The 21710-nt window shown below is 39.4% G+C and carries 20 protein-coding genes and 5 tRNA genes; 4 read left to right on the top strand and 21 right to left on the bottom strand.

Translation table 11 applies throughout. The annotated features are described in order from the left end of the window. Positions 1-3: 3 nt before the first annotated feature. Entirely contained in the window at positions 4-381 is a 378-nt protein-coding gene (gene queF, locus LDM93_RS09390; protein ID WP_223892147.1) for a preQ(1) synthase, read from the top strand. Positions 382-460: 79 nt separating this feature from the next. Continuing rightward, the gene (locus tag LDM93_RS09385) at positions 461-718 is read left to right on the top strand and encodes a helix-turn-helix domain containing protein (RefSeq protein WP_223892146.1); all 258 of its coding nucleotides are present in this window, start codon (positions 461-463) and stop codon (positions 716-718) included. Positions 719-730: 12 nt separating this feature from the next. Here the strand turns inward: LDM93_RS09385 and LDM93_RS09380 are convergent, their stop codons facing one another. From LDM93_RS09380 to LDM93_RS09290, 19 genes are all read right to left on the bottom strand, one after another. Next, a complete protein-coding gene (locus LDM93_RS09380; RefSeq protein ID WP_223892145.1) occupies positions 731-1096 on the bottom strand; it encodes a hypothetical protein in 366 nt (121 codons plus the stop codon). Between the two features lie 207 nt (positions 1097-1303). Continuing rightward, the gene (fusA, locus tag LDM93_RS09375; RefSeq protein WP_223892144.1) at positions 1304-3394 is read right to left on the bottom strand and encodes an elongation factor G; all 2091 of its coding nucleotides are present in this window, start codon (positions 3392-3394) and stop codon (positions 1304-1306) included. Between the two features lie 11 nt (positions 3395-3405). After that, on the bottom strand, positions 3406-3873 hold the full coding sequence (gene rpsG / locus LDM93_RS09370) for a 30S ribosomal protein S7 (protein WP_223892143.1): 468 nt from the start codon (positions 3871-3873) through the stop codon (positions 3406-3408). Between the two features lie 130 nt (positions 3874-4003). Further along, positions 4004-4375, bottom strand: a complete 372-nt coding sequence (rpsL, locus tag LDM93_RS09365; protein WP_011979826.1) for a 30S ribosomal protein S12 — start codon at positions 4373-4375, stop codon at positions 4004-4006. Positions 4376-4604: 229 nt separating this feature from the next. Next, a complete protein-coding gene (gene rpoC, locus LDM93_RS09360) occupies positions 4605-9134 on the bottom strand; it encodes a DNA-directed RNA polymerase subunit beta' (RefSeq protein WP_223892142.1) in 4530 nt (1509 codons plus the stop codon). Further along, on the bottom strand, positions 9127-13284 hold the full coding sequence (rpoB, locus tag LDM93_RS09355) for a DNA-directed RNA polymerase subunit beta (RefSeq protein WP_223892141.1): 4158 nt from the start codon (positions 13282-13284) through the stop codon (positions 9127-9129). Before rpoB ends, rpoC begins: the two co-directional genes overlap by 8 nt. Positions 13285-13466: 182 nt before the next feature. Then, a complete protein-coding gene (gene rplL, locus LDM93_RS09350) occupies positions 13467-13841 on the bottom strand; it encodes a 50S ribosomal protein L7/L12 (RefSeq protein ID WP_223892140.1) in 375 nt (124 codons plus the stop codon). An 82-nt stretch (positions 13842-13923) separates the two neighbouring features. Further along, positions 13924-14409, bottom strand: a complete 486-nt coding sequence (rplJ, locus tag LDM93_RS09345; RefSeq protein ID WP_223892139.1) for a 50S ribosomal protein L10 — start codon at positions 14407-14409, stop codon at positions 13924-13926. Between the two features lie 196 nt (positions 14410-14605). Then, complete coding sequence (gene rplA / locus LDM93_RS09340) at positions 14606-15310, bottom strand: 50S ribosomal protein L1 (RefSeq protein ID WP_223892138.1); 705 nt, start codon at positions 15308-15310, stop codon at positions 14606-14608. 65 nt (positions 15311-15375) lie between these two features. Further along, positions 15376-15801, bottom strand: coding sequence for a 50S ribosomal protein L11 (gene rplK / locus LDM93_RS09335; protein WP_223892137.1), 426 nt, complete (start codon positions 15799-15801; stop codon positions 15376-15378). A 34-nt stretch (positions 15802-15835) separates the two neighbouring features. Beyond that, positions 15836-16366, bottom strand: a complete 531-nt coding sequence (nusG, locus tag LDM93_RS09330; RefSeq protein WP_223892136.1) for a transcription termination/antitermination protein NusG — start codon at positions 16364-16366, stop codon at positions 15836-15838. Between the two features lie 8 nt (positions 16367-16374). Further along, on the bottom strand, positions 16375-16554 hold the full coding sequence (secE, locus tag LDM93_RS09325) for a preprotein translocase subunit SecE (protein WP_223892135.1): 180 nt from the start codon (positions 16552-16554) through the stop codon (positions 16375-16377). A gap of 18 nt (positions 16555-16572) precedes the next feature. Further along, positions 16573-16648, bottom strand: a tRNA-Trp gene (locus LDM93_RS09320). A gap of 50 nt (positions 16649-16698) precedes the next feature. Beyond that, positions 16699-16851 (bottom strand): 50S ribosomal protein L33, encoded by a 153-nt coding sequence (gene rpmG / locus LDM93_RS09315; RefSeq protein ID WP_008245833.1) that lies wholly within the window; start codon positions 16849-16851, stop codon positions 16699-16701. A 51-nt stretch (positions 16852-16902) separates the two neighbouring features. After that, positions 16903-18111 (bottom strand): elongation factor Tu, encoded by a 1209-nt coding sequence (tuf, locus tag LDM93_RS09310; RefSeq protein WP_223892134.1) that lies wholly within the window; start codon positions 18109-18111, stop codon positions 16903-16905. A 123-nt stretch (positions 18112-18234) separates the two neighbouring features. Further along, positions 18235-18309: transfer RNA gene (locus LDM93_RS09305), tRNA-Thr, on the bottom strand. Between the two features lie 119 nt (positions 18310-18428). After that, a tRNA-Gly gene (locus LDM93_RS09300) sits at positions 18429-18504 on the bottom strand. A 22-nt stretch (positions 18505-18526) separates the two neighbouring features. Then, positions 18527-18611 (bottom strand) — tRNA-Tyr (locus tag LDM93_RS09295). Positions 18612-18661: 50 nt separating this feature from the next. Further along, positions 18662-18738, bottom strand: a tRNA-Thr gene (locus tag LDM93_RS09290). Positions 18739-18894: 156 nt separating this feature from the next. On the opposite strand from LDM93_RS09290, the gene LDM93_RS09285 reads away from it, so the two are divergent. Continuing rightward, complete coding sequence (locus LDM93_RS09285; protein WP_223892133.1) at positions 18895-19629, top strand: YaaA family protein; 735 nt, start codon at positions 18895-18897, stop codon at positions 19627-19629. 110 nt (positions 19630-19739) lie between these two features. Beyond that, positions 19740-20072 (top strand): translation initiation factor, encoded by a 333-nt coding sequence (locus LDM93_RS09280; RefSeq protein WP_223892132.1) that lies wholly within the window; start codon positions 19740-19742, stop codon positions 20070-20072. Between the two features lie 15 nt (positions 20073-20087). Here the strand turns inward: LDM93_RS09280 and LDM93_RS09275 are convergent, their stop codons facing one another. After that, positions 20088-21362 (bottom strand): SagB family peptide dehydrogenase, encoded by a 1275-nt coding sequence (locus tag LDM93_RS09275; RefSeq protein ID WP_223892131.1) that lies wholly within the window; start codon positions 21360-21362, stop codon positions 20088-20090. Beyond that, a complete protein-coding gene (locus LDM93_RS09270; protein ID WP_223892130.1) occupies positions 21346-21708 on the bottom strand; it encodes a DUF309 domain-containing protein in 363 nt (120 codons plus the stop codon). Before LDM93_RS09270 ends, LDM93_RS09275 begins: the two co-directional genes overlap by 17 nt. Between the last annotated feature and the right edge of the window lie 2 nt (positions 21709-21710).

The raw sequence follows: 21710 nt of genomic DNA, 5'->3' as shown, positions 1-21710 counted from the left end.
ACAATGAAATACGGTGAAAAAGAGATACTAGAATTTGATATTAACAATGAAGAGAACTACTGGCCCAATGAGCATAAAAAAAATTATACGATCAATATTGAACTTCCTGAGTTCATGTGTATGTGTCCGCGTTCAGGATATCCTGATTTTGCTACACTCAAACTCAGTTATGAGCCGGACTTGAAGGTGATAGAGCTTAAAGCACTCAAACTCTATATTAATTCATTCATGACGAGACATATTTCACACGAAAACTCTGCCAATGAAATTTATGATGCACTCTACAGTAAGCTCAAGCCGAAATCAATGAAACTGATCGCAGACTTCAATCCTAGAGGGAATGTACACACTGTGATAGAGATTGACAGTACAAAGAACTAAAACATTACAATTTGACATAATTTTACACGTACTTCAAAAAATCTATTATCATACCTTTATATGAATACGAAGGATATCGATGATAGATTTTCATGAAGTAATGCAAAGGGTCAAACAGGTGCTCTCTGCACAAACCCAAAAAGAAAAGATACTCGACAGAGATATAGCAGACTCTCTAAACTTGGATCCGCAATATTTTGCAGTGATCAAAAGACGTAAAAAGATCCCCTATGAATCTTTAGCGCATTTTTGTAAACAGCACCATATCAGCCTTAACTGGATACTGTTGGCACAAAAACCACAATATTTGACTAAATTCACTAATCATAAAAGATAAAATGTTGAAGTGTTATATCTTGATAAACAAGATATATCGCTTCTGCTCATCATTTTTACCAAACCCGACTATCTCCATATCTTTATACTGAGCGTTAACATCCATTTTAAGCTCAAACAGCATCGCATCCATATCAAGTATCAAGATGGATGGGATAAGCTCTCCAATAGTCAATTTTTTATCACTGCCATCTATCTTGAATGTCAGTTGCCTTTTTTCTCTTTCTAGCTCTATCGAGTTTAACGGTGCTTCACCCGCATAGATAAGTTTTGTACTATCCTGTGTATCTGTTTTGAGTAAGCCAGCCATGACTTCATAGGTTTCATGATTACCGATCTGCTCTCTCACATCTTCTATAAGGTCAATAATTACTCTCATGGTATGTCCTTTAAATACTATTATATGCTAATTTACAAATTAAAATAGAATAATACTCTTCAATCATCTTAGTAATCGTTAAGTTCGTAGCTAATTTTCTGTAGATTTGGTTTGATGGAGTTTTCGTAATAAGAGAGTTTACTAGTATTAAGTGACCGAATGGAGAAAAACTCCATCCGACCGAATGTGCAGTAAAGAAACCCGAAATTAGCTATTACGCTTTTCGATGATCTCTTTAGCTACGTTCGCTGGAACTTCATCATAGTGATCGAATTCCATAGCATACGTTGCACGACCTTGCGTCATTGAACGTAGGTCTGTTGAATAACCGAACATTTCAGAAAGTGGTACGAACGCGTTAACGATCTTGTTACCTGCTCTGTCATCCATACCTGATACTTGACCACGTCTTTTAGCAACATCACCGATAACATCACCCATAAAGTCTTCAGGTACTTCCACTTCAACTTTCATCAATGGTTCCAAGATAACCGGATTCGCTTCTCTACAACCATCTCTGAATCCCATTGAACCAGCAAGTTTAAACGCCATTTCAGATGAATCGACATCATGGTAAGAACCATCATATACAGTTACTTTAACATCTTCAACAGGGTAACCTGCTTGGATACCTCTAGCCATAGCTTCTTGTACACCTTTGTTAACCGGTTGGATAAATTCTTTTGGAATCACACCACCTTTAACTTCATCAACGAACTCATAACCAAAACCTGGCTCTTGTGGTTCGATTCTAAGGTATACGTGACCGAACTGTCCACGACCACCAGACTGTTTAGCATACTTGTATTCTTTGTTTACAGATTTTCTAATTGTTTCACGGTATGCAACTTGAGGTGCACCAACTTCCGCTTCAACTTTAAATTCTCTTTTCATTCTGTCTACAAGGATCTCAAGGTGAAGTTCACCCATTCCTGAGATGATCGTTTGACCAGACTCTTCATCAGTAGCAACACGGAAAGATGGATCTTCTGCAGCAAGTTTACCAAGTGCAAGTCCCATTTTTTCCTGGTCAGCTTTTGTTTTAGGCTCAACTGCAACAGAGATAACCGGATCCGGGAAATCCATTCTTTCAAGTACCACTTTATCTTTCTCTGAACAAAGTGTATCACCCGTTGTTGTATTTTTAAGACCAACAACCGCACCGATCTCACCTGCGTAGATCTCAGATACTTCTTCACGTTTGATCGCGTGCATTTTCATGATACGACCGACACGCTCTTTTTTCTCTTTTGTAGAGTTAAGTACATAAGAACCTGATTCCAAAGAACCACGGTATACACGGATAAATGTCAACTGACCAACAAATGGGTCTGTCATGATCTTAAATGCCAGTGAAGCGAACTCACCGTTATCAGTTGAGTCAACCACAACTTCAGCATCTTCATCTTCCATTTTAGTACCCTTAATTGCAGGTGCTTCAACTGGAGATGGAAGGTAAGCAACAACAGCGTCAAGTAGTGTTTGAACACCTTTATTCTTGAATGCTGTACCTGGAAGCATTGGAACTACATGCATACCGATCGTTGCTTTTTTGATACCAGCAATGATCTCGTCTTGAGTAAGTTCTTCACCCTCCATGTATTTTTCCATAAGCTCTTCGTTACCGTCAACTTCAGAGATACCTTCTATAAGTTTTTCTCTAAACTCATCAGCTTGATCTTGAAGTTCAGGACGAATATCTTGCTCGCTGTATGCAGAACCCATTGCTGCTTCTGCATCCCATACCACTTCTTTCATCTTTACAAGGTCAACAACACCTTCAAAGTTCTCTTCAGCACCAATTGGTAATTGGATAACCAATGGGTTACCTTTAAGTCTTTCACGGATCTGTCTTTCAACTTCAAGGAAATCTGCACCTGTTCTGTCCATTTTGTTTACAAATACAAGTGATGGTACACCATAACGGTTTCTTTGTCTCCAAACTGTTTCTGATTGTGGTTGAACCCCACCAACAGCACAGAATACTGAAACAGCACCATCAAGTACTCTCATAGAACGTTCAACTTCAATAGTAAAGTCAACGTGACCCGGAGTATCGATAATATTGATCTGTTTACCTAACCACTCACAAGTTGTAGCAGCAGAAGTAATCGTAATACCTCTTTCCTGCTCTTGTTCCATCCAGTCCATAGTTGCAGCACCATCATGTACTTCACCTATTTTGTGTTCAACACCTGTATAGAAAAGAATTCTTTCAGTTGTTGTTGTTTTACCTGCATCAATGTGAGCAGCAATACCGATGTTTCTTACGTCTTCAAGTTTATGCGTTCTTGCCATAACTTAGTTCCTTACCATCTATAGTGAGCAAACGCTTTGTTCGCTTCAGCCATTCTATACGTATCTTCTTTCTTCTTGAAAGCAGCACCTTTTTCAGTTGCAGCGTCCATAAGTTCATTACTTAAACGCTCCATCATAGTTCTTTCATTTCTTTTTCTAGCTGCATCAACGATCCATCTGATTCCCAGTGATTGTTGTCTTACAGGTCTTACTTCTATAGGCACTTGGTACGTTGCACCACCTACTCTTCTAGATTTTACTTCCATTACAGGTTTGACGTTATCCATCGCTTTGTTGAATACTTCAATACCTTTTTCACCAGATTTTGATTCAATTCTCTCTAACGCAGCATACATTACTTTTTGCGCTGTGCTTTTCTTACCATCAAGCATTACTGCATTGATGAACTTTGTTAATACTTTAGAACCGTGTACTGGATCTGGCAATACCGGTCTAACGGGAGCTTTTCTTCTTCTCATTATGTTTCCTTCTTCAATCTTATATGGTTGATTTACTCAAGTCTTGTCCCCTAAGGATAAATGACAACACCTGTTTCAAGTCTATTTCTAGACTAAACTTTTACTTTAACGCGTTTAAAATAATCTTGGATTATTTAGGTTTTTTAGTACCGTATTTAGATCTTGCAACTGTTCTTCCAGTTACACCTGAAGCATCTAGTGCACCACGAACAATGTGATACTTAACACCAGGTAAATCTTTAATTCTTCCGCCTCTTACAAGTACGATAGAGTGTTCTTGAAGGTTGTGACCCTCACCACCGATGTATGAGATTACTTCAAAACCACTTGTCAATCTTACTTTAGCAACTTTTCTAAGTGCCGAGTTAGGCTTCTTTGGTGTTGTAGTATATACTCTAGTACATACGCCTCTTCTTTGAGGACATTTTACGAGCGCAGGTGATTTTGATTTTTTCACTTGCTTTTTACGTTCTTTACGAATCAATTGATTAATTGTAGGCAAATCGTTTCCTTTCTGGTTAGTTTGAATTGAGATCATATCTCTTGAATCTGGGTTCTTACACCACATAAAAACATTCACTGTGAACGTTTATATCTAGCCTAATTCCTACAGAAAATTGGAGGCATATTATATCGAAAGATTCTTTAGAAATTCTTATACTTAAGAGGTGTGAAGGAGAAGAAAGAGGTTTAACCTGTTTCTAGCCTAAACTAGAAACAGTGTGCCCAGATTACTCTGCAGCTGTGAATTTAATATTCTCATTGTCGATCATACCAGTACCTACTGGGATAAGACGTCCGATAACAACATTTTCTTTAAGATCTTCAAGTGCATCAACTGTTCCTGCGATAGATGCAGAAGTCAATACTTTTGTTGTATCCTGGAATGATGCAGCAGAGATAATACTGTCTGCACCAACCGCTGAACGGGTAATACCTACAAGCATTGGCTCAGCAATAGAAGGTTCACCGCTAAGAGCGATAACCCTTTCATTCTCTTCTTGGAATTTACGACGAGACACGATATCTCCTGCAATAAACTTAGAGTCACCGCTCTCAACCACTTTCACTTGTCTCATCATTTGAGAAGTCACGATCTCGATGTGTTTATCTGAGATATTAACCCCTTGTCTACGATATACCATTTGTACTTCAGACACAATGTACTCATACAATGCTTTTTCTCCAAGTGCTGCAAGAATATCATGACTTGATACAATACCGTCAGTCAGTTTTTCACCAGCATGTACATATTCACCCGTGTGCACAAGCGCTACTTTATTCTTGTCGATGAACTGTTCAGTTACCTGATTATTGTCACCAGAGATAATAAGTCTCTCTTTACCACGTAGTGGCTTACCAAAGCTTACTACACCATCGATCTGTGCAATAAGTGCAATGTCTTTAGGACGTCTAGCCTCGAAGAGTTCAGATACTCTTGGAAGACCTCCGGTAATATCTTTTGACTTGATAGCCGCTTTTGGAGTTTTTGCCAAGATATCTGCAATACTTACTTCATCACCATCTTTAACAAACAAGCTCGTTTTTGCATCAAGTTGATAACGGATCAATTCTCCGCCTTCAGTTGCAAGTACGATAGCTGGTTTATAGGCAGCAGGAATATACTCGTTCAATTCAAGTCTTGTATCACCCGTCACTTCATCAAACTGTTCAACCACAGTGACACCTGGAATAATATCTTCAAACTTCAATGTCCCTTTCTGCTCTGCAATAATAGGCTCTGAATAAGGGTCCCATTCAGCGATCACTACATGTGCTGATGCTTCAGGAGCAGAAAGAAGATCCCCTCTTTGAACCATAGCATCATTGTCTACTTTTACGATCGATCCTCTTGATATGTAGTGTCTTGCTGCTTCTCTGTTATTTTCATCAACAACAACCGCAAAGAGACCTTTTTCTACTACTTTTGTACCTTCAGTAATCCCTGTATGTGCTTCAAGATAATCCCCTTTAAGTAAGAAGAATTTCACTTTACCTTTTGATTCAGAAACCACATTCTGTGTCACTGGCGCACCATCTTCCACTTTAAGTTCAGAAGCGAATGGCACACGGCTTGGTACAGACCAACCCTCATTGATCACTTCAACGATAGAGTCACCCTCTTTTACTTTATCACCATCTTGAAGCGGTAAGAAAAGCTTTCCTTCTACTTTACCTGCAACACCTGCAAGTTCATTTGACTTAGCGACATCCGATTTTCTAAGGTTGTATTTCACCTCATTGTTACTTCCGTCATTGACAGAGATCACATACTCGTCATGTGTGACCACAAGAGAAACTGTTCCGTCAACGGTTGCTTTGATCTTAGGTTCTACCAAAAGTACCCCGGCATTTCTTCTGTTTGCAACGATCAGTTTACCCTCTCTGTTACGGTATACATTCAGGTTATAGTATCTAATGAAACCTTCTTTGCTTGCGATAACTTGTCTATCTTCTTTACCTGCTGTTGCCGTACCACCCGTGTGGAATGTACGTAGGGTAAGCTGTGTACCTGGCTCACCAATAGATTGCGCTGCAATAACTCCTACAGCTTCTCCACGTTTTACTATTTTGTTATCAGCCATATTCAGACCATAACATTTTGCACAAATACCTTTTGGTGCTTTACATGATGACGGTGCTCTCATAACTACTGAACGCACACCCGCATCTTGTACTCTTGTAGCAGTCTCTTCATCTATCATCGTACCTTCACTTACCAATACTTCAGAAGTAATAGGATCGATAACATCTTCAGCCAATACTCTACCATAGATACGATCTGCCAATGGCTCGATCATTTCATTACCCACAACGATATCTGATACTTCTACACCTTCATGTGTACCACAATCTGTCATAGAGATCTTCACATTTTGTGCAACATCGATCAGTTTTCTTGTTAAGTAACCCGCATTCGCCGTCTTAAGTGCTGTATCGGCAAGACCCTTTCTCGCACCGTGTGTTGAAATAAAGTACTCAAGTACATTTAGACCTTCACGGAAGTTTGACGTAATAGGTGTTTCAATAATTGATCCGTCCGATTTCGCCATAAGACCCCTCATACCGGAAAGTTGTCTGATCTGAGCTGCTGAACCTCTCGCCCCAGAGTCTGCCATCATGTGAACCGAGTTAAATCCGTCTTTATCTTGCTTAATAAGATCCATAAGACCTTCCGCAATACTATTGTTCGCATCCGTCCAGATATCAATAATTTTGTTATAACGTTCCTGATCCGTTAAAAGACCCGCACCATATTGTCGCTGGATCTCTTTCACTTCTTCTTTTGCTGTAAGAACGTTTCCTGCTTTCATCTCAGGAATTTTAATATCATCAATGGAAATAGATACACCCACTTTAGTTGCATATTTGAAACCCATATCCTTAAGATTATCAAGGAATCCTGCAGCTTCTGACACACCACCTATTTTATAGATATAGTCAACCAATGCACCGATATCTTTTTTCTTCAAGACTTTGTTCCAGTATTTTTCCGGTACATAGTCAGGAATAATTGATTTTAAGATCAGTCTACCTGCAGTCGATTTAGCAATGTGCCCATCGATCACTGTTCTGATACGTGCATTCAAGTCAAGTGACTGTTGTTCAAATGCGATTTCCACTTCTTCTACATTGGCAAACAGTTTATGTTCACCTTTTACATCATTTTTCTCAAGTGTGAGGTAGTAAAGCCCTAAAATCATATCTTGTGAAGGTACGGCTATCGCTTTACCTGATGCCGGAAGCAAGATGTTCATTGATGCAAGCATCAATACTTTTGCTTCCGCTATCGCTTCATCTGAAAGTGGTACATGTACCGCCATCTGATCCCCATCAAAGTCGGCGTTGAACGCTGAACATACCAGTGGGTGCAATTGGATTGCTTTACCCTCGATCAGTCTTGGGTGGAACGCTTGAATCGACAATTTGTGAAGCGTTGGTGCACGGTTCAGTAAGATAGGATAGTTATCAACTACCTCTTCTAAACACTCCCATACTTCATTCTCTTGCTTTTCGATCATCTTTTTGGCTTGTTTAAGTGTCGTTGCATACCCTTTTTCTTCAAGCTTTGCCATCAAGTGCGGCTTAAAGAGTTCGATCGCCATTTTCTTAGGCAGACCACACTGATCCATACGTAAGTCTGGACCAACAACGATAACCGAACGACCAGAGAAGTCAACCCTTTTACCAAGAAGGTTTTGTCTAAAACGACCTTGTTTACCCTTGATCACTTCAGAGAGTGACTTCAATGGTCTTTTGTTCGCACCCTTAACTGCATTTCCTCTTCTACCGTTATCAAAAAGTGCATCGACTGCTTCTTGAAGCATACGCTTTTCATTTCTAACGATAATTTCAGGTGCATCCAGTTCTACCAGTCTTTTAAGTCTCTGGTTTCTGTTGATCACTCTTCTATAAAGGTCATTCACATCAGAAACAGCAAATTTACCGCCGTCAAGACTTACAAGAGGTCTTAGATCTGGTGGAAGTACCGGCAGTTGTGTCAACATCATCCACTCTGGTCTGTTTCCTGAATGAAGGAAAGCTTCGATCACCTTAAGACGTTTAACGATCGTCTTTCTTTTTGCTTCAGATTTTGTTGCTTCTATATCAAGTTTAAGCTGGTTGAACATTTCAACAAGATCAAGATCTGCAAGCAGTTCCTGGATGATCTCACCACCCATTCTTGCATCTAGATCTGTATCACCAAAACGTTGAGTGATCTGCTGATACTGCTCTTCATTCAATACATCATATTTTGCCAGTGGATTTAAACCTTCACTGTCATAGCTTGCTTCACCAGGCGTTTTGACAATATATGCTTCATAGTAAAGTACTCTCTCAAGGTCTTTCATCTTTACACCCAAAAGTGTACCGATACGTGATGGAAGTGAAGAGACATACCAGATATGTGCCACAGGAGCAATAAGATCAATGTGACCCATACGGTTTCTTCTTACTTTTGAAGTGGTGACTTCAACCCCACATTTTTCACATACGACGCCTTTATAACGCATCTTTTTGTATTTACCGCAAAGACACTCATAGTCTCTGATAGGTCCAAAGATCTTCGCACAGAAAAGACCGTCTCTTTCGGGTTTTAGGGTTCTATAGTTAATCGTTTCTGGTTTTTTTACTTCACCGTAACTCCATGAGAGTACTTTCTCCGGACTCGCGACTCTCAGTTGTAATGCTGCGACATCATGCGGTCTCTCTTCACTGTTAAGATCTATTGGTGTTAAATTCTCTAAAAACTTACTCATTTTCACCCTCCACTTCTTTTTTACTCTCATATAATTCTGTATCAAGACCTAATGCTTGAAGTTCTTTTGTCAATACGAACATTGTTTCAGGGACACCCGATTCAGGAACAGCTTCACCTTTGGTGATCGCTCTGTATGCTCTTGCTCTACCTTCCACATCATCTGATTTAATGGTCAACATCTCTTTAAGTGTATGTGACGCACCATAGGCTTCAAGTGCCCATACTTCCATCTCACCAAATCTTTGTCCACCAAAGAGTGCTTTACCACCCACTGGTTGTTGTGTCACAAGTGAGTAAGGTCCAGTTGAACGTGCATGCACTTTTTCATCAACCAAGTGGTGAAGTTTAAGCATATACATGTAACCCACATTGACTCTCTCTATCATCTGTTCACCTGTTTTACCATCAAACAAGACCATTTTTCCATCTGAGTCCATCTTAGCCATTTCAAAAAGCTTGTCGAATTCAGCTTGATTTGCTCCTTCAAATACCGGTGCAGCAAATTTTACACCTGTAGACCAATCTCTACCGTATGTGATCAACTCTTCATCGCTCATACTCTCTAAAAGCTCTTTTGCGTTCATCAATTTTGCTACATCAGCAATAGCGATCATTTTCTCTCTAAGATCCTTAATAAAGGTTTCTTTCTGGTTCTCGAACATCTCTTCGATCTGCTCACCAAGGTTTTTCCCGACCAATCCCAAGTGTACTTCAAGGATCTGACCGATGTTCATACGAGACGGTACCCCTAGCGGGTTCAAGATAAGATCTACCGGTCTTCCATCTTCCTGGTAAGGCATGTCGATCTCTGGTACGATATTGGAAACGATACCTTTGTTTCCGTGACGCCCCGCCATTTTATCACCTACTTTTAGTTTTCTCTTTGTAGCGATATAGATTTTTACCAGCTTCGTTACACCTGAAGGAAGAATGTCATCTTTTTCAAGTACCGACAATTTCTCTTCATGTTCTGTTTTAAGTCTCTTCTTTTGTTTCAAGAAATAGTTTTTCAATGACTCATATTCATTTTGTACATCATCTGTGTAAGACTGAACGACACCTCTTAGTGCAAATCTGTTTACACCTTTGATCGTCTCTTCATCGATCTTAGATCCTGCTGCATACTCAGTTTCACCGATCGTTACAGCTTTCGCTAACTCTTGATTTGAAAGATAGTTTGCGATACGTAAGATCTCTTCTCTATCTATCATAAGAAGTTGGTCATGGTGATCACCATCCAGCACTGCTTTCTCTTCTTCATAGGCCTGGATAGCACGAGCATCTTTTTCATAGCCTTTTTTCGTAAAGACTTTGATATCAACAACCACACCTTCCATGGATGCTGGACAGTAAAGTGATTTATTGACCACATGTCCTGCTTTTTCACCAAAGATCGCTCTTAACAGTCTCTCTTCTGGTGTTGGTTTGATCTCACCTTTAGGAGAAACTTTACCTACCAGGATCATACCCGGTTTTACATACGTACCGATCTGAACGATACCACTTTCATCTAAGTGTAACAATTCATCTTCACGGATATTCGGGATATCACGTGTGATCTCTTCCGTACCGTGTTTGAGTTCTCTTGCTTCTACCTCTTTTTCATAGGTATGCACTGAGGTGAATGTATCTTCACGGATCAATTTTTCAGAAATGATCACCGCATCCTCATAGTTATATCCATACCAAGGCATAAATGCAACACGGATATTTTTACCGATCGCAAGTTCACCCTGATCCATGTTCGCACCATCTGCGATCACTTGTTTCGCTTCGATCTTGTCACCTAGTTTTACGATAGGTGTTTGTGTAAACGTCGTATTCTGGTTGGTTCTCATGTTCTTTTCAAGTGGATAATGGTCTATAAATACACCACTCTCATCTTCACCCATGATATAGATGTTCTTCGCATCTATTTTTTCCACTGTACCTGGTCTTTTTGCTTTGACACATTCCCATGCATCACGACTCACAACCGCTTCCATACCCGTACCCACCACTGGTGCCTCGGTTTTAAGAAGAGGTACTGCTTGACGTTGCATGTTTGAACCCATAAGTGCACGGTTGGCATCATCGTGCTCCAAGAATGGGATCAATGCAGCCGCAGAACCAGAGATCATCAATGGAGAGATATCGATAAGATCAACTCTTTTTGCTTCATTAAGCTCGATGTTACCATTGAGTCTAGTCTCAATAAGATCTTCAACAATACGCCCGTCTTCACTAACCACAGTAGATGCAGGAGCGATACATTTATCTTCTTCCTGTGTCGCAGTAATATATACGATCTCGTCAGTCACCTGGCAATCTTTCACCACTTTATATGGTGCTTCAATGAACCCGTGCTCATTTACTTTTGAATAGGTAGCCAATGTATTGATCAAACCAATATTCTGCCCCTCAGGCGTTTCAATAGGACAAATACGTCCATAATGCGTAGGGTGTACATCCCTTACTTCAAATCCGGCTCTCTCTTTTACAAGACCACCCTCACCCAGTGCAGAAAGTCTTCTTTTATGTGTCACTTCTGAAAGTGGGTTTGTCTGGTCCATAAACTGTGAAAGCTGTCCTGATGAGAAAAATTCCAAGATCGTATTGGTGATCATTTTAGAGTTTACCAAGTCATGCGGCATTAACTCATCTAGTGTCCCAGATACGGTTGTCATCTTATCTTTGATCGCTTTTTGCATCTTCACAAGACCGTTGTGAAGTTCATTACCCAAAAGTTCACCAATGGCTCTAATTCTTCTGTTACCTAAGTGATCTCTATCATCTATATGACCTTGACCGTTCTTTACTTTAATAAGATATTTCACCGTATTGATAAGATCTTCTGCAGTCAATACCGTAGCATACTCAGGAATATCCAGACCCAACTTATGGTTCATTTTCATACGACCCACTTTCGTAAGGTCATATCTTTCCGGATCAAAGAAGAGTTGCTTTAAAAATGCTTTTGCAGCATCAGGTGTCACTGGCTCACCTGGTCTCATCACTTTGTAGATACGGATTGCTGAAAGCACATTTTCATCATCGATCTGCTCTGTTTGCTTTAAGAGTCTTAAACTTTCATTGTCAGCGATGAAGGCATTAATGATTGACATATCCGCACCCTCAGCAAGGTCGTTGATGATTTCGATCGTCTCAACACCTTCTTCGATCATCTTTTTAAGCTTACTCTCATCTAGTGGTGTCACGACATCATACAGTACTTCACCACTCTCTTGGTCGATAATAGGCTTAGCCAAGTGTCTTTCCATCAATACTTCAAGTGGGTACTCGATCCACTCTAAACCATCTTCAATAAGCTTTTCTGCTTTTTTCTTAGTCAGTCTTTTCCCTGCATTGACAACGGTGTTACCATCCATATCTTTGACATCATACTCTGCTCTACCACCAAAGTCATTCGGATCAAATCTTACAAGGAATCTGTTATCTTTGATATTGATCTCTTTTGTTGCGTAGAAAAGTTTTACAATATCATCTTTAGAGTAATCCAAAGCTCTAAATAAGATCGTCACAGGGATTTTTCTTCTTTTATTGATACGTGCATACAGGATATCTTTAGAATCGTATTCAAAATACAACCATGAACCACGGTCTGGAATGATCTGAGCAGAATAAAGCATACCACTACCAACAGTCGTTCCTTCTTCTTCTTTAAAGATAACACCTGGAGATCTGTGAAGCTGGTTTACGATAACTCTTTCAACACCATTGACAACAAAAGAAGTTCTATCTGTCATCAATGGAATATCACGTACGAAAACAGCTTGTTCCTTGATCTCTTTTGGGTCAAGTTTTTCACCTGTTTTTTCATCTCTGTTCCAGATCGTAAGTGCGATGTTCATCTTAAGAGATACAGAATAGGTTAATCCTCTCTCCATACACTCTCTAACGGTATATTTTGGTTTAACGATTTCAGAGTTTTTATACGTGAGTGTAAGTCTGTTTTGTTGATCATGGATAGGGAAAGATGATTTGAAAACTTTCTCTAATGTAGAGTTTTTTCTGTCTTTCTCACCTAACATTAAAAAGTTTTCATAACTTTTTTGTTGAAGCTGGAGCAAATTTGGGATTTCAATTTCTCTTGGTGTTTTTGAAAAGTCAACACGAAGTCTGTTACCAGAATGTAAAGAATTTAACATGGGCTATCCTTATTTCGGTTTTGGTTTGGTTTATGTAGTATGTTTAATGTGTATATATTGGGTATACAAATAAACTATTGCCATGAGGGTATGAAATGTCTCCGAATAGTTTATCGCTATATCCAATGAGGTTTGTAACAGGAGCTTAGGCAATATGCCTAAGCTCTTTTAAATAAGAATTCTTATTTAAGCTCACAAGAAGCACCAGCTTCTTCAAGTTGTTTTTTGAAGTCTTCTGCTTCTTCTTTAGAAACACCTTCTTTAAGTACAGATGGAGTCTCTTCAACAGCAGCTTTCGCTTCTTTAAGACCAAGACCAGTGATTGCTCTTACTGCTTTAATAGCGTTGATTTTTTTAGCACCTGCATCAGTAAGTACTACGTCAAACTCAGTTTGTTCTTCAGCAGCTTCGCCACCTGCAGCTGCACCACCGCCAGCTACTACTGTAGCTTGTGCAGATACACCAAATTTTTCTTCAAATTCTTTTACAAGCTCAGAAAGCTCAAGTACTGACATGTTTGAGATAAACTCAAGAACATCTTCTTTAGTTGTTGCCATAATTAATTCCTTAAATTATAATTCATATGAGATGAAACATTTTACAGTTTCAAATTAAAAGAGCCTCGTGGCTCTCACCACTCTACGCCTCTTCTTCTTTTTTTGCTGCTAATGCATTCATACCAATAGTGAAATTTTGCACCGGTGCGTTCCAAACATTAAGAAGCATACCGATAAGTTCATCTCTAGTAGGAAGTTTAGCCATTGCATTAATGGTTTCCAAACTAGCAACTTCACCCTGGATCAAACCAGTCTTGATTGCAAAACTATCTTTAAAATCAGTAGCGGCTTTGTCAGCGATCTTACAAGGTAAAACTTGTGTATCACCCCAGATTACAAGGTTTGTGTCTTTAAAATCAATCGCTTCACAACCTGCATTTTGCAATGCGATCGCTGCGAGTTTATTTTTAACAACTTGTACTTTTGTGTCTTCATCTTTAGCAAGATTTCTTACGATCTCAAGATTCTCAACAGTCATACCTTTGTAATCACAAACGATAATGGCACCAGCGTCTTTAAACTCTGCTGTCATCTGCGCAACTAACTCTTCTTTTCTAGTTCTAGTCATATAATTCTCCTTCCGATCTCTAAAAGGGTTCCATAAAGGACCATATATTCTTTCAAATATATTAATTAAGCTTTCGCCCCTCTTATCTTTGATCTAAGATTACTGAGTGGTAAAAATTACCCTCAAACAAAAACTAAACGATTAATTTTTGTTTGAAGACAATATAAAGAGAGCATAGGCCCTCTTTATCAATGAATTATTTTATATCCATTAATTCAGTAGTATCAAGTGTGATTGAAGGACTCATAGTGAGTGAAATCGCACCATTTGTGATAAATCTACCTTTTGCCGAAGCAGGTTTTGCTTTATTGATCGTTTCAAGAAGTGTTACAAAGTTTTCTTTGATTTGCTCTTCTGAAAAAGAAACTTTACCAATACCAGCATGGATGTTACCTTTTTTATCTACTCTAAAGTTAACTTGTCCACCTTTAGCATTTTCAACTGCTTTAGCAACATCCATAGTGACTGTACCAGTCTTAGGATTAGGCATAAGACCTTTTGGTCCAAGGATTCTTGCTACTTTACCAAGAACACCCATCATATCAGGTGTTGAAATTACGATATCAAAATCGATATTACCTGCCTGAATTGATTCGATAAGATCTGTAGAACCTACCAAATCTGCACCTGCTGCTTTAGCTTCATCCGCTTTAGCGTCTTTTGCAAATACTGCTACTCTTACTGTTTTACCAGTTCCATTAGGAAGAACAACTGATCCTCTCACCATTTGATCTGCATGTCTTGGATCAACATTTAAGTTAAGTGCCACTTCTACAGTTTCATCAAATTTTGCTGATTTAAGGTTTTTAAGTGTAGTCATTGCTTCATCAACACTATATGTTTTCGTCGCATCTACTATTTTAAGTAGTGCTTCTCTTCTTTTACTTGGTTTTTTTGCCATTTTATTCTCCGCTTTATATGCTCCCACATTTAAAATCATGTGGTTATGATTATCTTAAAAAAAGACTAGTCTACGATTTCAACACCCATACTTCTACAAGAACCAGCAATAATGTTCGCTGCCATTTCTCTGTCATTCGTGTTAAGATCAACAATTTTCTGATCGATAATTTCATCAAGTTTTGCTTTAGTGATAGTTCCAACTTTATTAAGAAGTGGATTATCTGTACCTTTTTTAATGTTTGCTGCTTTTTTGATAAGGTCACTTGCAGGTGGTTGTTTTGTTTCAAATGTAAAACTTCTATCTGCATATACTGTAACGATCACAGGGATATTGAACCCCATTTTATCTTTTGTTTTTTCATTAAAAGCTTTACAAAACTCCATAATGTTTACACCACGTTGTCCAAGTGCAGGACCTACTGGTGGTGATGGATTTGCTGATCCAGCTGGGATCATCATTTTGAACTTTTCAGTTATCTTTTTTGCCATCTGTTCTTCCTTTGTTTGATTTGACCGTTAAGTCTTATAGTATTTTTTCTACTTGTGTGTAGAGTATTTCAACCGGTGTGTTTCTACCAAAGATTGAAACATTCAACTTTAACTTTCCATGGTCTAGATCATACTCTTCAACCATGCCTGTAAAGTTTGCAAACGGACCATCAACAATACGGACCATTTCGCCTGTTTCAAAATCAACTTTAGGTCTTGGTGCAGCTTTTTGCTCCATTTTGTCTAAAATCACTTTGATATCTGCCTCTGAAAGTGCAGTAGGTGTCTTTTGTTCACCGATAAATCTAGATACTCTTGGCAAAGATTGTATCTTATGCCAGAGATCAGTATCCAGGTCTATATGTGCGAAAGCATACCCAGAATACAATGTTCTTTCAGTAATCTTTTTCACGCCATTTTTAACTTCAATCACTTCTTCTGTTGGAACGACGATACGTTCAAGTTTATCTTCAATTCCATGATCTTTGACAAGTTGCTCGATCGCTCTTTTTACAGCTTGTTCCGAACCTGAATATGTTTGAATTGCATACCATTGATAAGCCATTGTCTATCCTATAAAACTGATGATACGATTGATGACATTAAAAAGTCAACCAACGCTAAAAATATTGATATTACAGTTACTACCAGAACAACTGCTAAAAATGCTTGTCTTACTTGTACTTTTGTTGGAAATATAACTTTATGAATCTCCGCTCTCGCGTGTGCTATAAATGTTGAAATTTTTCCCATATATATTACCTTTACTTGTGGCAGGCCAAGAGGGACTCGAACCCCCGGCACCTGGTTTTGGAGACCAGTGCTCTACCAACTGAGCTATTGGCCTAGAAATAATACTATGGGCAAAGCCCGATAGTATCTAACAAAAGTCTCCGATTACAGTTTCATCTCTTTGTGTACTGTATGGCATTTACACCATTTACAATACTTTTTAAGAGCAAGTTTTTCTGTTGTCGTTTTTTTGTTTTTATTGGTGTGATAGTTACGTCTTGTACATTTCTCACAACCTAAGTGAACTGTTTCTCTCATTGTTATCTCCTATGATAAGTGCGCAAGAGGCAAGCCTCCTGCAGTGTGTTATTAAGCAATAATCTTAGAAACAACACCGGCACCAACTGTTCTACCACCTTCACGGATAGCAAACTTAGTACCTTCATCAAGTGCAACAGGTGCGATAAGTTCAACGTTAATTTTAACGTTGTCTCCTGGCATAACCATTTCAGTACCTTCTTGAAGTTGAACTGAACCTGTTACGTCTGTTGTACGAACGTAGAACTGTGGTCTATAGTTGTTAAAGAATGGAGTGTGTCTACCACCTTCTTCTTTAGTAAGAACATAAATTTCAGCTTCAAATGCAGTATGTGGAGTGATTGATCCTGGCTTACAAAGAACCATACCTCTTTGCACAGCTTCTTTATCGATACCACGGATAAGAACACCACAGTTATCACCAGCTTCACCACAATCCATCTCTTTACGGAACATTTCAACACCAGTAACAGTTGTTTTTTGTGTATCTTTAAGACCAACGATCTCAACTTCGTTACCAACACATACAGTACCTCTGTCAACTTTACCAGTTACAACAGTACCACGACCTTGGATAGTAAAGATATCTTCGATTGCCATTAGGAAATCTTTATCAGTTTCTCTTACTGGCTCAGGGATATATGCATCTACTTCATCCATAAGTGCATAGATCTTTTCAGACCACTCACCAGCTGTACCAGCTTTAGCTTCTTCAAGTGCTTTAAATGCAGAACCAGCTACGATTGGAGTATCGTCACCTGGGAAGTCATACTCAGAAAGAAGTTCACGTACTTCCATCTCTACAAGTTCTAACATCTCTTCTTTATCTTCATCATCAAGTTGGTCTTCTTTATTCAAGAATACAACGATATATGGAACACCTACTTGCTTAGAAAGAAGGATGTGCTCTCTAGTTTGTGCCATTGGACCATCAGTCGCAGCAATAACAAGAATAGCACCGTCCATTTGAGCAGCACCAGTAATCATGTTTTTAACGTAGTCCGCGTGACCTGGACAGTCTACGTGAGCGTAGTGTCTAGTTTCTGTTTCATACTCTACGTGAGAAGTAGCAATTGTAATTCCTCTTTCTCTCTCTTCTGGAGCATTATCAATTTGATCATAATCCATTGTAGCAGCACCAGTTTTAAGTCCTAGACACATTGTGATCGCAGCTGTCAATGTAGTTTTTCCGTGGTCAACGTGACCGATAGTACCGATATTTACATGCGGTTTTGTTCGTTCGAATTTTTCTTTAGCCATGCTATTCTCCTAGCGTAAAATGATTTAAAGGCAGTATTATACCTAAATTTTCTTAGACCCCATACCTATATGGACAGAACTATTACAAAGATGTAATACTTTTGTCCATACTATCATGGAGAGTGGAGCCCATAGTGAGACTTGAACTCACGACCTCTTCCTTACCAAGGAAGTGCTCTACCCCTGAGCCATATGGGCAACTCAATTGTATATAATTAATATTTGTGCGTTAAAGTCATAAATGAATAAAAAAGGAAAGCTTTTACATGTGAAGTTATTAGTGTGTTAAATACATAATTCACACAGCTCCCAGTTTATGGAGCGGGCGAAGGGATTCGAACCCTCGACAGCCTGCTTGGAAGGCAGGAACTCTAGCCACTGAGCTACGCCCGCATCTTTTATGCGATTTAACATATGGTGGTGAGTGAAGGATTCGAACCTTCGAAGACATAGTCAGCAGATTTACAGTCTGCCCTCGTTGGCCACTTGAGTAACTCACCTTAATGTTTAAATCTTTACTGGTCAAACACTGATAATTATATTTCTTTCATGGAGCTGGTGAAGGGACTCGAACCCCCGACCTGCTGATTACAAATCAGCTGCTCTAGCCAACTGAGCTACACCAGCACCATCATTAAAAGCGGTTACACTTAAAATGGACGGGAATTATAGACAAAAAAGTTTTTAATGTCAAGGGTTTTGGACAAATTGATAAAAATTTCTCTTTTTTAGGTAATTTCTATAGAATACATCCACATAAAATGAAAAATAGAGGCACTATTAATGAAAATACTATTGGCACCAAGTGAAACCAAAAAATCAGGAGGAGAACACTCTTTTAATCCTGCTACTTTACTCTTTGAAGCCCTCTTGCCTCACAGAACCAAACTCTTGCATACCTATATCAATGTTTTACAAAAGGGTGACATACCCACACTGTCCAAAATGTTTGGTCTCAAAAAAGAAGCAGATATCCTTGCACATAAAAAAGATATCATACATGAACTCACGATGAAAGCCATCCAAAGATATACAGGTGTGGCTTTTGATTACCTGGGTTATGCAAAGCTGGATAGAGAGACACAAAAGTATATAGACAGCCATGTCATTCTCTTTTCAAACCTCTTTGGTCCCATCCGTGCTTCTGATCTCATCCCTGAGTATAAACTCAAACAGGGAGAAGCCGTAGGCGACATCAAGCCAGAGAAATTTTACAATGAACACGCTGCAGCACTTATGGAAGCATACCTGGCTGAGGATGAGATACTGGATCTGCGTGCAGGTTTTTATGATAAATTCTACAAACCCGCTAAACCCTATACCACACTCAAGTTCATCAAAGAGGGGAAAGTCGTGAGCCATTGGGCAAAGGCCTATAGAGGTATCGTCCTGCGAGAGATTTCCAAAGCGGGGATAGAAACCCTCGAAGCGTTTATGAAACTTCCCATAGAAGGACTGAGCATCAAAGAGATCCAAACAAAGAAGAATAAAACTGAAATCATTTATGAGATAGGATGAAGATGAAACTTCCTAGTGATGCAACACTTTACAAAGTCTTTATTTTCTTGCTTGTTCTCATGGTAGTGCTTGGCATACTTTTTGATACAGATTATAATTAGGAGTGAATAGTGAAAGAAAATCTATTTGAAATGGGTGCAAATTTTGATGATGGCTGGTCATCAGATAATAAAGAGAAGCCCACTAAAAAAATCTCTACAGAGATCAAAGCACCCGAAAAACATCAATTGCATTTTGCAAAAGAGAAACGGCGTGGTAAAGTGGTCACCATTGTCAAACCTTTTTATTTAAAAACAACAGATCTTCAGGCGCTGCTTAAAACGCTTAAAAAAAAGCTTGGCACCGGTGGAACTGTCAAAGACGAGTGTTTAGAGTTTCAAGGGGATATCCCTGCATTGTTACGTACACAGTTAGAAACATTGGGGTATCGGTTTAAAAACTAAATAGTCTCATAGGACTTATTTGCCTATCGCCAAAGCATACAGTACCATTTCATCGTTCTCCACAAATGCATTGACCTCATCATCATAATACGCACCGATACCCGAACACCCTATCCCCATATAGAGTGAAGCCACATAAAGTCTATGTCCTATGATACCGGCTTTCTGGTAAAGTGCCTGATAGTTCTTCGCTTTGGAAGTGAGGAAAAAGGCTACTGCTCCCTGCATAGAAAGACTATACTGTTCCAAACTCAAATACCCTGCTTTTCTGGCAAAGTCTCCATACTTCAGATACTCGCCTTCTTTATAGAGTCCCAACGGCATGTCAAGCACCCGGTTGATGACGACGTAAACAGAGACCTCTTCATCGCAGTCACTCAGGACAGGCTGGTGTACCGATTCCATAATATAATTGAACTGCCCCTTCGTAATAGCACCTTCCTGGAAACCTCTTTGTGATCTACGTTTAAAAAGCGTCTCTTGAAGTTTTTCCGTATAATAGGTAAATTCGGGGGCCTTCACTTCTCTCTTGCAAGACTCCAAATGCATGGTTTCATGGTACGCCTGCTCGATAAGCGGGTTGGGTTCAAACGTTCTGCTTCCATCCACATAGGGAAGTGAAAACTCTATGGGCGATACGTCTTGGTCTTCTATAGGTATCGCCATAGAGCACCCTGCAAGCATCCACTCTCTGTCTTCAAATCCGAACATGAGATTAAGCTTTTCTCTGTCTATATCGTACCGCATTTCTACCACATTCGATTTGAGCAATGCTGAGGCTTCTATACTGCCCAAAAGATGTCCCGCATCCAAGAGGCAATACCTGAATGCACGGTTCTTATATTTCCACGAAGAACGATAATAAATGGCAGAGACCAAGAACAGATACCCTTTCATCGCTGTTTTGTATCCAAAATAGGGTTCCAAGCCTTCATCATCTGTAATGCGTTGGAGCAGTGTCAAAGAGGAAGAAAGCACTTCATAGTGATAGATACCATCTTCTATACCCTCTACACCCCGTGTTTGAAAATAGAGTTCGTTGGGATAGAGAGCACCTGCTGAAGGGTTGATCCGCAGATAATACTCTCCGCTTGGATAACTTTTTTTTGCCGTCAATCCTGCGATATGATAGAGGAAATTCTCTTCTTCTTTTTCCAGATCCAGCTTTCGTTTTTTATAATGTTCCGGATAGTTTTTATACGTACTGGGCTGATCTTCCCAGGAGAGCCTGTTAGGATTGGTCCGTACAGAGTTGTAAGAATGTTTGGTGGTGCTATGATACCAGAACATCAAACACCCCAGCGTGTGTTACTTTCAGCGCTTCTATCTTTTGACAGGCTTGCTTAAAAAGCTCTGCATGTTCAATACTCTCGGTACACAAATGTTTATGTCTTTCATAAGAAGCTATGACACGCTGTGCTTTGTCTTTCACGTTTTTACGATTGCGTTTGATATGCTCAAACGTAATAGCCCCATTGATCAACCCCTTTGCGAGGTTAGCCAATGGATGATCGCTGAGCCTCAAAGGATGCCAAGCCTCTTCCAGGACCTCATGTGCTTCAAAATACTCTTCTTCATCAAGTAATACAAGATATGCTTTTAGCGCACCTTCCAGATCATCATTCATTGTTAGCATAC

It is taken from the genome of Sulfurovum sp. TSL6 (assembly GCF_019972115.1).
GTDB lineage: Bacteria > Campylobacterota > Campylobacteria > Campylobacterales > Sulfurovaceae > Sulfurovum.
This window is presented reverse-complemented; position numbering and strand designations above follow the sequence as displayed.

Bases quoted from the DNA above. Each gene is read 5' to 3' on its own strand.
- queF (WP_223892147.1), top strand. From the start codon at position 4: ATGAAATACGGTGAAAAAGAGATACTAGAATTTGATATTAACAATGAA.
- LDM93_RS09385 (WP_223892146.1), top strand. From the start codon at position 461: ATGATAGATTTTCATGAAGTAATGCAAAGGGTCAAACAGGTGCTCTCT.
- LDM93_RS09380 (WP_223892145.1), bottom strand. From the start codon at position 1,096: ATGAGAGTAATTATTGACCTTATAGAAGATGTGAGAGAGCAGATCGGT.
- fusA (WP_223892144.1), bottom strand. From the start codon at position 3,394: ATGGCAAGAACGCATAAACTTGAAGACGTAAGAAACATCGGTATTGCT.
- rpsG (WP_223892143.1), bottom strand. From the start codon at position 3,873: ATGAGAAGAAGAAAAGCTCCCGTTAGACCGGTATTGCCAGATCCAGTA.
- rpoC (WP_223892142.1), bottom strand. From the start codon at position 9,134: ATGAGTAAGTTTTTAGAGAATTTAACACCAATAGATCTTAACAGTGAA.
- rpoB (WP_223892141.1), bottom strand. From the start codon at position 13,284: ATGTTAAATTCTTTACATTCTGGTAACAGACTTCGTGTTGACTTTTCA.
- rplL (WP_223892140.1), bottom strand. From the start codon at position 13,841: ATGGCAACAACTAAAGAAGATGTTCTTGAGTTTATCTCAAACATGTCA.
- rplJ (WP_223892139.1), bottom strand. From the start codon at position 14,409: ATGACTAGAACTAGAAAAGAAGAGTTAGTTGCGCAGATGACAGCAGAG.
- rplA (WP_223892138.1), bottom strand. From the start codon at position 15,310: ATGGCAAAAAAACCAAGTAAAAGAAGAGAAGCACTACTTAAAATAGTA.
- rplK (WP_223892137.1), bottom strand. From the start codon at position 15,801: ATGGCAAAAAAGATAACTGAAAAGTTCAAAATGATGATCCCAGCTGGA.
- nusG (WP_223892136.1), bottom strand. From the start codon at position 16,366: ATGGCTTATCAATGGTATGCAATTCAAACATATTCAGGTTCGGAACAA.
- secE (WP_223892135.1), bottom strand. From the start codon at position 16,554: ATGGGAAAAATTTCAACATTTATAGCACACGCGAGAGCGGAGATTCAT.
- rpmG (WP_008245833.1), bottom strand. From the start codon at position 16,851: ATGAGAGAAACAGTTCACTTAGGTTGTGAGAAATGTACAAGACGTAAC.
- tuf (WP_223892134.1), bottom strand. From the start codon at position 18,111: ATGGCTAAAGAAAAATTCGAACGAACAAAACCGCATGTAAATATCGGT.
- LDM93_RS09285 (WP_223892133.1), top strand. From the start codon at position 18,895: ATGAAAATACTATTGGCACCAAGTGAAACCAAAAAATCAGGAGGAGAA.
- LDM93_RS09275 (WP_223892131.1), bottom strand. From the start codon at position 21,362: ATGTTCTGGTATCATAGCACCACCAAACATTCTTACAACTCTGTACGG.
- LDM93_RS09270 (WP_223892130.1), bottom strand. From the start codon at position 21,708: ATGCTAACAATGAATGATGATCTGGAAGGTGCGCTAAAAGCATATCTT.